We start from the raw sequence: 8,607 nt of genomic DNA, 5'->3' as shown, positions 1-8,607 counted from the left end.
GCACGTCGCAGCCCAGAACCCGACCTCAAACTGCTACAACGAGAACGTCGCCTGACCGCGGGACCGCCGATCAAGTTCCACGAACGTCGGGACATCCTCCCGGGCCGGCACTGGATGACCTTGATGCCCAGGCAGCCGCGGAAGGCGTTCATCGCCTCAGTCAGCTGCGGGCGCCCGCCCCGCCACTGGCCGATCGCCGCTTCGTTGTCCCACACCAGCGCCTTGGGGACGCGGCCGAGCTGCCGCAGCAGCACCCAGTGGCCCGTGATCAGGTCCGCCGACTGGCGCGAGGGCAGCATCCTTGCGCTGATCCAGCGCGAGTATCCGCTGACCATGACCAGCACCGGCCGTCGCCCGTGTTGCCCGCATCCCAGCGGCACATCCACCGGCGGGAACCACAGATCGCATTGGGCCAGCTCACCGGGCAGATAGCTGGTCCGCGACGCCGGGTCCGGCGGCGCATACAACGGCCGCAGCTCCCGGATGCGTTTCTTCAGCACGGTCAGCCCCCGCTGCCAGCCGATCCGCTCGGCGATCACCGTCGCGGGCATGTCCGGCCATGCCCGCAGCAACTGCCGGATCTGCGGTTCCACCGCGTCCACGATCGATCCGGACGGCTTGCGAACGTATTTGGGTGGTCCTTGGGACTCCAGCGCCCGCCGCACCGTGTTGCGACCCACGCCCAGCTTGCGGGCGATCGCCCGGATCGGCATCTGCTCGGCTCTATGCAGCCGGCGTATCTCCGCCCAGTCCTCCACGCTCAGCACCTTCCCGATCTAGGCCCATGAGGCCGGTAGATGGGTCCGTTTTCGAGCGTCGACACTGGTCCAGTATTGGAGCGCCGCCGTCACCGCTGCTCCAAGTGCATCGCTCGCGACCGCTGGGCACGCCGTCAGGTCGCCCGCCGCCGGGCCGCCCGGCGTCGCGCCATCACCCGCCGTCCCCCGCGCGGCCCGCTCGGCGCCGCGGCTCTGGGGGTGATCTGGTCGTGAGCGCGCTACCTCTGATCATCGCCCTGGCCCTGACCGCGGTTGTGACCGTCGGCTATGTGACGGTCCTGGTCGGCATCCGGCGGGAGGACAAGGCCATGCGTGGCGGAGTCGCCTCCGGGGGTGCGTCCGCGCGGCTCGCTCGACACGTCACCGGCTTAAGAGTCCGGGACGGTGGTCCTAACTCTCGGATCGCTGAGACAAGGTCGCTTCGACCCGTGCCAAGCGTTCCGACAGGTCCCGTACGGCGGTGCGTAGCGCGATGACCTCGCTCGCCAAGTCGCCCGCCGGCCCCGGCTCGGTGTCCGGGACGTCTTCCCGGACGAACACGCCCTTGCCCTGCTGGCCGATCACCAGGCCCTCGGTCCGCAAGATCCCGACCGCGAGCTTCACAACGCTAAGTGAGGCGTCGTACCGGGCGGCGAGCTGGGTGGTCGACGGCAATGGGGAACCGGGCGGCAGAGATCCGCCGCGGATCTGCTCCCGCAGATCATCGGCGATCTGGAGGTAACCGGGCCGCCCCGTCTTCTTGACCATCCCTCTCCTGTCCTGAGGACACACATGCCATCTCAGCACAGGAGAACGACCAAGCCAACCCAGAGGTCATTGACAACCAGGTCAACCTAGTCAACTATGTTGGGCACGAGCTTAAGGAGGTCCACACATGCGCACCATTCCGATCCCGGTCGACGTGACCAAGCTGCAGTTCGTCTGCGTCCGCGCGCCCCGCCCGCGCGTCCTGAACCAGGACACTGGCGAGATCAAGACCGACAAGAACGGCAACACCGTCTACGAGATCGTCCTGTCGGTGGAGGACGAGTTCGGCCGGATCGAACTCGTCAAGGTCGGCACCTCCGGCGAACCCCAGATCACCGCCGGACAGGACGTCACGCCGGTCGGCCTGGTCGGCTACGTCTGGGAGATGTCCCGGGGCGGTGAGGCCCGCTGGGGCATCAGCTACCGGGCCAGCTCGATCCTCCCGGCCGGGGTGACCGCCCATGCGTGACGCCCTGCTGATCCTGCTCGCGGGCCTGGCCGCTTCGGTGGCCGGCCTGTGGGCCTGGCACCACTACCACTTCCGCTCCTTCTGGTTGATCGTCGGCTTCCCCTTCGTCGCGGTCACCGTCCGGGCGACCTGGCGGAAGGTGGCCCTCGGGTGCGGGCTGACCAAGAAGCGGCAACGCTGGTGGTTCACCACCGTTCCCGGCGCGATCGCCTCGACCGGGCTCGTCAAAGTACGGCGGCGCTTCCAGCGGGTCGCGGTCGACACCAAACCGTTCATGTGGCTACCCCGCCCGACCCGGCACGGCTGGCGCGTTACCGTCCACACCCTCGAAGGGCAGATCCCCGCCGACTACGCCCAGGCGGCCGAACGGCTCGCGCACTCCTGGGGCGCGCATGCTGTACGGGTCTCGTCCCCTCGGCCTGGCCGCGTGGTCCTGGCCGCCACCGTGCGGGACCCGCTCGTCCGGCTCGACCACATCCCGGCCTCGGGTGACCTGCTCACCGTCCAAGTGGGGCGGCTGGAGACCGGCGGGCTGTGGACGATCGACTTCCGCACGGTGCCGCATTGGATCAACGCGGGGGCCACCCAGTCAGGGAAGTCCAATCTCGCGAACGCCTTGCTGGTCGGGCTCGCTCCGCAACCGGTCGCCCTGGTCGGCATCGACCTCAAAGGCGGCGTCGAGTTCACCCCGTACGCGCCCCGGCTGTCGGCCCTGGCGACCACGCGGGCCGAGAGCGTGGGCCTGCTGGATGACCTGATGGCCGTGATGGTCGACCGGATGGGGCTGTGCCGTACGGCCGGCGCCCGCAACATCTGGCAACTCCCGCCCGGCGTGCGGCCGATTCCGGTGGTGGTGCTGGTCGACGAGCTGGCCGAGCTGTACCTGATGGCCGACAAGTCCGAGAAAGACGAGATCGCCCATACCTCAACCGCGTTGCTACGCATCGCACAACTCGGGCGGGCGTTCGGCATCTACCTGTTCCTGTCCGGCCAGCGGATCGGCTCCGACCTCGGCCCCGGCGTCACCGCCCTCCGGGCGCAGTGCTCCGGGCGGATCTGCCACCGGGTCAACGACCCGGAAACCGCGACCATGACGCTCGGCGACCTCGACCCCGCCGCCCTGGTGTCCGCCCGCGCCATACCCGCCGAGACACCCGGCGTCGCGATCACCGCCCATCAGGACGGCCAGTGGTACCGCGCCCGCTCCTTCCACGTCTCCGAGCAGACCGCAGAACACACCGCCCGGCACTGGTCCCGGCTCACTCCCACGTGGGCCGAGATCGCCCAGCCCGGCCGCGTCACCGGCCTCGATGAGGCCGCGCTCTCCGAGTTGCTGTCCGCCTGACCACGAAAGGGGGTAACGATGCGACGCCTTGCCTCATGGCTGCTCGACACCGGGCCGGTTCTCGTCCTGGCCGCCATCGCGGGTGCCGGATCGTTCACCCACATCCACGACACCGCCACCGACCACGGACAGACCGGCTGGATGTCGTGGGCCGTGGCCGTCTGCGTCGACCTCACCTGCGTCATGGCCGCCCGCGAACGCCAGCGGGACAAGAAGACCGGACGCCAACGCACCGGGTGGATGTCCTGGCCCACGCTCGTCCTGGCTGGTGGGATCGTGCTCTCCCTGGCCGCCAATCTGCACCAGGCCGAGCCGACCGTGTGGGGCTGGCTGACGGCAGCCACTCCCGCCGGGGCGTTCCTCATCGCCGTCTCGATGCTCGAACGCCGTGCCGCCGCCCCTCGTTCCGCACCGTCGGCGCCCGTCCTGACCGTCGATGCCGTCCCGTCCTCGTCGTCCCCGGCTCCTGCGCTCGTCCCCGCCACCGAGGACGGGCAGGACGGCGAGCCGGGACCATCCCCGGCCTTGGTCGCCTACGCCCGCCGCGTGGCCGATGAGCACCAGGCCAAGCACGGCAAGCCGATCACCCGCGACCTGCTGCGCGCCCGCCTCGGCGTGTCCAACCAGCTCGCCTCCGACCTGCTCCGCAGCCTCCGCACCGCATCCGAACCCGCCTGACGAAAGGAGATCAGCCCATGAACGACGACCACCGTTCCGCACTCATCGCCGGGCTCCGCGCCCTGGCCGACTTCCTGGACGCCAACCCTGCCGTCCCCGTCCCGTACTCGGTCAACGTGCTGCACTTCCCGCACCGCGCCACGGACGCTGAGATGTGCGCCGAGGTCGACCACATCGCCGAACTCCTCGGCACGTCGATTGATCCGCGCGAGCGCGAGTCCGGCCACTACGCCGCCTCGATCTGCTTCGGCCCCGTCGAGTACCGGGCCGTGGCCATCCTGGCCGCCCGCCGCGCCCAGTACGAGGCCGAACGCAGCTACGAGGGCTGCATCCAGCCCGACCCCATCCCTGACCAGAACGCGGCGCAGGCCGCCTGACCACGAAAGGAGGTGACACCCATGCCCGACACCGAGCAGGCCCCGCCCGCGACTCCCGCGCCGATCACGCCTCAGCGGTGGCAGTGCTGCCACTGCGGCGGAGGCGGTCTCGACTCCTACGGCGAGACCTGCCGCCACTGTGACGGGCTCGGCTTCTGCTGAACCCCGTCAGCGCCCCCGGCCTGGCCGTACATCCGCCAAGACAACCGCCAGGTCGGGGGCCATCCCTCCACCCATCGAGCGAAAGGAGGTCTCCATCTTGCCCGTAACATCCGCCAACGCGCACGCCATCCGCGGCGCCATCGCCCGACTCAACGACCCTGACTGCTCCCGCTTCGCCTCCCAGATCCGCCACACGGGCGGCTGCCGGCAGCCGATCCACCTGCGCGGCAAGGTCGAACACTGGGACAAGGCCACCGGCACCCTGCTGCACCGCTACAGCACCCGCCTCGAACCCGACGGCGTCCTGCGCATCCCGTGCAAAACCCGCCGCGCCTCCCGCTGCCCGGCCTGCGCCGAGACCTACCGCGCCGACACCTACCACCTCATCCGCGCCGGACTCGTCGGCGGCAAAGGCGTCCCCGCATCGGTGATCGCACACCCGTGCCTGTTCGTCACCCTCACCGCGCCGTCCTTCGGCCCGGTCCACACCCGCAGGCAGCACAACGGGAGCGTCCTGCCCTGTCACCCTCGACGCGACGCCGAAACCTGCCCGCACGGGCGCGTCCTGTCCTGCACCGCGCGGCACGGCGCCGAGGATGACTGCCTCGGCGAGCCGCTGTGCCCCGACTGCTACGACTACACCGGCTCGGTCCTATTCAACGCCGTCGCGCCGCTGCTGTGGAAGCGCTTCGCCGACGCCTTGCGCCGGAACCTGGCCAAGCTCGGCGGCCTGACCCTCCGCGACATGCGTGACCAGCTTGTCGTCTCCTTCGCCAAGGTCGCCGAATATCAGCGGCGCGGCGTCGTCCACCTCCACGCCGTCATCCGGCTCGACGGTCCGGCCGGACCGATCTCGCCGCCCCCGGCCTGGGCGACGCTCGACCTGCTGAGGCAAGCCGTAGAGCACGCCGCCTCCGTGGTGATCGCCAAGATCCCGGCGTTCGACTGCGAACCCGCGCGTGTCCTGCGCTGGGGTACGCAGCTCGACGCCCGCTCGATCGCGATGGACGGCGAGCTGACCGACCAGGCCGTAGCGGGCTACATCGCCAAGTACGCCACCAAGGCCGCCGAATGCGTCGGCACCATCGACCGGCGCATCGTTCCCGGCGAGGACCTGGCCGCCCTGCCCGTCCGCGACCACGCCCGGCGGCTCATCGCCGAATGCCTCCGCCTGGGTGCCTTCGAGGAACTGACGGAACTCCGGCTGACCCAGTGGGCACACATGCTCGGCTTCCGCGGCCACTTCTCCACCCGATCCCGCCGCTACTCCACCACCCTCGGCGACATCCGGGCCGAACGGCAGGAACATGCCCGCGATGAGCAGATCACGACGGGCCGCCTGCCCCTCCTCGATGAGGACACCGTCCTCGTGATCAGCGAATGGGAGTACGCCGGAAAGGGCTACTCCCCGGGTGACGCCCTCGTCGCCGCATTCGCCAGCGCATCCGGGCTCCCTTCGTCTTCGAGCGGAGGAGGGGCCTGATGGCTGGACGCGATGAGCTGATGCCGCTACAGCAGGTTCTCGACGAACTGGGTGGTATCTCCCGCCGCACGTTCTACCGCTGGCGAGAGCTGGGCCGCGCCCCCGCCTGCGTGAAGCTGCCCAACGGAGATCTCTACGTCTACAGGAGCGACCTTACGGCGTGGCTGGAGTCCCTGCGGGAGGCTGCGTGAACACCAGCTATGACGTGAAGTTCTGGGAGATCCGCCGCAACCAGTCGAGCAAGAAGCCGTCCTTCGTCGCGCGTTGGACGGTTGGCGGTCGGGAGAAGTCGAAGACCTTCCGAACCAAGGAACTCGCGAACAGTCACCTGCGGGACCTGCGGTTGGCGGCCAAGAACGGCGAGGCGTTCGACATCGCATCCGGGCTTCCCGTCTCGATGCTTGAGCCCCAAGCGGACGCCGGGCCGACGGTCCTCGCCTTCGCCCAGAAGTTCATCACACAGCGGTGGAAGACTTCGGCGGCGCGGACGAGGGAGACGGACGTGTATGCCCTGCTGGCCCTGGTCCCCGCGCTCGTGAAGGATCTGCCCGGCCGACCCGACGCCGACGAGATGCGCAAGGTGCTGCGCGAATACGTCCTGCTGCCAGAGGAACGGCGCGGTGACTTGCCCCCCAAACAGGCTCCGGTGCTGCGCTGGCTTGAGACCGCCTCGCTTCCGTTGACCGACCTCAAAGACGCGCGGGTCGTCCGGATGGGCCTGGACGCCATCTCGGTGACGTTCAAGGGGAAGAAGGCGTCGGCGAACACCGTCCTGCGCAAGCGCGAGGTGTTTCACCATCTGCTGGAACTGGCCATGGAGGAGGACCCGAAGCCGTTCGACAAGAACCCGCTCGACTCGGTCAAGTGGACAGCTCCGGACAGGACGGATGAGGTCGACCCCCGGACCGTGGTCAACCCTGGGCAGGCTCGGGCGCTGCTGGCTGCCGCGTCTCGCGCTGGCCGTACGCGTGGGGCGCGTATGCGGGCGATGTACGCCTGCATGTACTACGCCGCCCTACGACCGGAGGAGGCGGCCGGCCTGAAGCGGACGAACTGCCATCTGCCAGAGGAGGAGTGGGGAATGCTCACGTTGGAGAAGGCGCGTCCGTTCGCCAACAAGCGCTATACCGACTCCGGCGAGGCGCACGACGATCGTGGGCTGAAGCACCGGGCGGAGAAGGACACGCGTCCAGTGCCGATCCCTCCCGCGCTGGTGAAGATCCTGCGGGAGCACATCGAGAAGTTCGGCGTGACCAAGGATGGTCGGCTGTTCGCCACGAGCAAGGGCGGGCTCTACACCAACTCGGCGATCTCCCGCGTGTGGAAGGAGGTCCGCAAGCTGGCGTTCACGCCGGAACAGGTCGCATCGCCGCTGGCGGCCACACCATACGGCCTTCGGCACGCGGCGGTCTCGTTGTGGCTGGCTTCCGGCGTCCCGGCAACGGAGGTGGCTCAGCGAGCGGGGCACAGCGTTGAGGTACTCCAGCGCGTCTATGCGAAGGTGATCGATGGGCAGGCGCAAGCCGCCAACAAGAAGATCATGGCTGCTCTGGATGAGTGATCCGAGCTGCTCATCGAAGGGCCTCGGGTCATCCCGGGGCCTTCGTCATTCCTGAGGCTGCTCTCCTGGGCGGCGACATTCGGCAGCTCGGGCGGCCCGGCCGGGCACGGTTCCACAGCGGCCCGCCGTAACAGCGCCTCGTGGTCCGCGTTGCCGAGGACATGCGCGAGCTGCCGACGGCCGCCCGGCGCTAACTGCGCTGGTCACGTAAGCACAACCAGCCGTCGCAGGGAACCTACCTACACCACAGTCGGGACTGCCATCGGCCATCCACGCCTACAGGCCCATCTGTACGCCAACAGACGGATGGGGCGATTCCGAAACGCGCCGCTTGGCAAAGCGCTTGCCCCTAGACGGCCCTCAGATCGCTCCTACCGGGCGAAGGTCCGGTCCCGGGCTCCGGTAACCCCGAAGGGGCGATTAATTTAAGCGCAGGCACATCTATTTAGCGATACCGTTTTTCTGAGGTAGCCTTGGCAACAAGTCAAGCTGTCGCGAGGTATGAGCGCTCATGGGCGCTCACCAGTGCAGCGCAGACAAGGCGAGAGCCCCGCCGTTCGCCTGCCAGCTCACAACGGGGCCCTCTCATGCGACAGAGGTTCAGGACGGCTCGGGTGATCAGGCCCGAGCTAGTTCCTGTTCAGCCACCAGTTCAGAGCGGTCAGGCACACCTGCGCGGCCACCACCGCCCACCCACTGGGGATGAGCCTCTTCCGCGGCTTCCTCTTCCCCTTCTTCATCTGCACCTCTCTTTGTTGGGCTATCCCTGGGGATGGGGGATTGAGGCCCGGGGCCTGTGGATCCCCCCGGGGGCGATCAACAGGCTGAGGAGCTGATGTGTGCAGGAAACCGCGTGGAGCAATGCTTAGAACCTGTGGATCTTCAGGGAAGGGGTGTACCTTCCCGATGATCATGTAGGTCTCATGCATGACCGACGCGCCAACGTCGGTCGGGAAGGCACACCCGTGCTCACCGTAGTCCCTGACCCCGCTGACGGCGACCGCCG

General features: G+C 68.6%; 10 protein-coding genes and 1 pseudogene. 8 read left to right on the top strand and 3 right to left on the bottom strand.

The window, feature by feature from the left end; genetic code table 11:
• Nucleotides 1–76: 76 nt before the first annotated feature.
• Nucleotides 77–767, bottom strand: a pseudogene (locus FLV34_RS38200) (DDE-type integrase/transposase/recombinase); the annotation flags it as partial.
• 402 nt (nt 768–1,169) lie between these two features.
• Nucleotides 1,170–1,526, bottom strand: a complete 357-nt coding sequence (locus FLV34_RS38185; protein WP_142566105.1) for a GntR family transcriptional regulator — start codon at nt 1,524–1,526, stop codon at nt 1,170–1,172.
• Between the two features lie 127 nt (nt 1,527–1,653).
• Between FLV34_RS38185 and FLV34_RS38180 the strand changes: the two genes are divergently transcribed.
• The 8 genes from FLV34_RS38180 to FLV34_RS38150 all read left to right on the top strand — a co-directional run bounded on the left by FLV34_RS38180 (nt 1,654) and on the right by FLV34_RS38150 (nt 7,601).
• Nucleotides 1,654–1,995: a hypothetical protein gene (locus FLV34_RS38180; protein ID WP_142566106.1), complete on the top strand. Its 342-nt coding sequence runs from the start codon at nt 1,654–1,656 to the stop codon at nt 1,993–1,995.
• Entirely contained in the window at nt 1,988–3,340 is a 1,353-nt protein-coding gene (locus tag FLV34_RS38175) for an FtsK/SpoIIIE domain-containing protein (protein ID WP_147945476.1), read from the top strand. Before FLV34_RS38180 ends, FLV34_RS38175 begins: the two co-directional genes overlap by 8 nt.
• An 18-nt stretch (nt 3,341–3,358) precedes the next feature.
• Nucleotides 3,359–4,018, top strand: coding sequence for a DUF2637 domain-containing protein (locus FLV34_RS38170; protein ID WP_142566108.1), 660 nt, complete (start codon nt 3,359–3,361; stop codon nt 4,016–4,018).
• Between the two features lie 17 nt (nt 4,019–4,035).
• The gene (locus FLV34_RS38165; RefSeq protein ID WP_147945475.1) at nt 4,036–4,395 is read left to right on the top strand and encodes a hypothetical protein; all 360 of its coding nucleotides are present in this window, start codon (nt 4,036–4,038) and stop codon (nt 4,393–4,395) included.
• Between the two features lie 21 nt (nt 4,396–4,416).
• On the top strand, nt 4,417–4,557 hold the full coding sequence (locus FLV34_RS40990) for a hypothetical protein (protein ID WP_185949796.1): 141 nt from the start codon (nt 4,417–4,419) through the stop codon (nt 4,555–4,557).
• A gap of 97 nt (nt 4,558–4,654) precedes the next feature.
• Nucleotides 4,655–6,040 carry a replication initiator gene (locus FLV34_RS38160; RefSeq protein WP_147945474.1) on the top strand — a complete coding sequence of 462 codons (1,386 nt, stop codon included), beginning with the start codon at nt 4,655–4,657 and terminating at the stop codon, nt 6,038–6,040.
• The gene (locus FLV34_RS38155) at nt 6,040–6,231 is read left to right on the top strand and encodes an AlpA family transcriptional regulator (protein ID WP_142566111.1); all 192 of its coding nucleotides are present in this window, start codon (nt 6,040–6,042) and stop codon (nt 6,229–6,231) included. Before FLV34_RS38160 ends, FLV34_RS38155 begins: the two co-directional genes overlap by 1 nt.
• Nucleotides 6,228–7,601, top strand: a complete 1,374-nt coding sequence (locus tag FLV34_RS38150) for a tyrosine-type recombinase/integrase (RefSeq protein WP_142566112.1) — start codon at nt 6,228–6,230, stop codon at nt 7,599–7,601. Before FLV34_RS38155 ends, FLV34_RS38150 begins: the two co-directional genes overlap by 4 nt.
• A gap of 629 nt (nt 7,602–8,230) precedes the next feature.
• On the opposite strand, the gene FLV34_RS42025 is transcribed toward FLV34_RS38150, so the two are convergent.
• Nucleotides 8,231–8,607 (bottom strand): hypothetical protein (locus tag FLV34_RS42025; RefSeq protein WP_222709789.1); only part of this gene is annotated, 377 nt, incomplete at its 5' end.

Source organism: Microbispora sp. CSR-4 (genome assembly GCF_008033685.1).
Taxonomy (GTDB): Bacteria; Actinomycetota; Actinomycetes; order Streptosporangiales; family Streptosporangiaceae; genus Microbispora.
The sequence above is the reverse complement of the archived record's forward strand: the minus strand, read 5'-3'. Positions and strand labels throughout refer to the sequence as shown.

Coding starts and splice junctions, on each gene's coding strand:
- FLV34_RS38180 (WP_142566106.1), top strand. CDS start 1,654: ATGCGCACCATTCCGATCCCGGTCGACGTGACCAAGCTGCAGTTCGTC.
- FLV34_RS40990 (WP_185949796.1), top strand. CDS start 4,417: ATGCCCGACACCGAGCAGGCCCCGCCCGCGACTCCCGCGCCGATCACG.
- FLV34_RS38165 (WP_147945475.1), top strand. CDS start 4,036: ATGAACGACGACCACCGTTCCGCACTCATCGCCGGGCTCCGCGCCCTG.
- FLV34_RS38155 (WP_142566111.1), top strand. CDS start 6,040: ATGGCTGGACGCGATGAGCTGATGCCGCTACAGCAGGTTCTCGACGAA.
- FLV34_RS38175 (WP_147945476.1), top strand. CDS start 1,988: ATGCGTGACGCCCTGCTGATCCTGCTCGCGGGCCTGGCCGCTTCGGTG.
- FLV34_RS38170 (WP_142566108.1), top strand. CDS start 3,359: ATGCGACGCCTTGCCTCATGGCTGCTCGACACCGGGCCGGTTCTCGTC.
- FLV34_RS38185 (WP_142566105.1), bottom strand. CDS start 1,526: ATGGTCAAGAAGACGGGGCGGCCCGGTTACCTCCAGATCGCCGATGAT.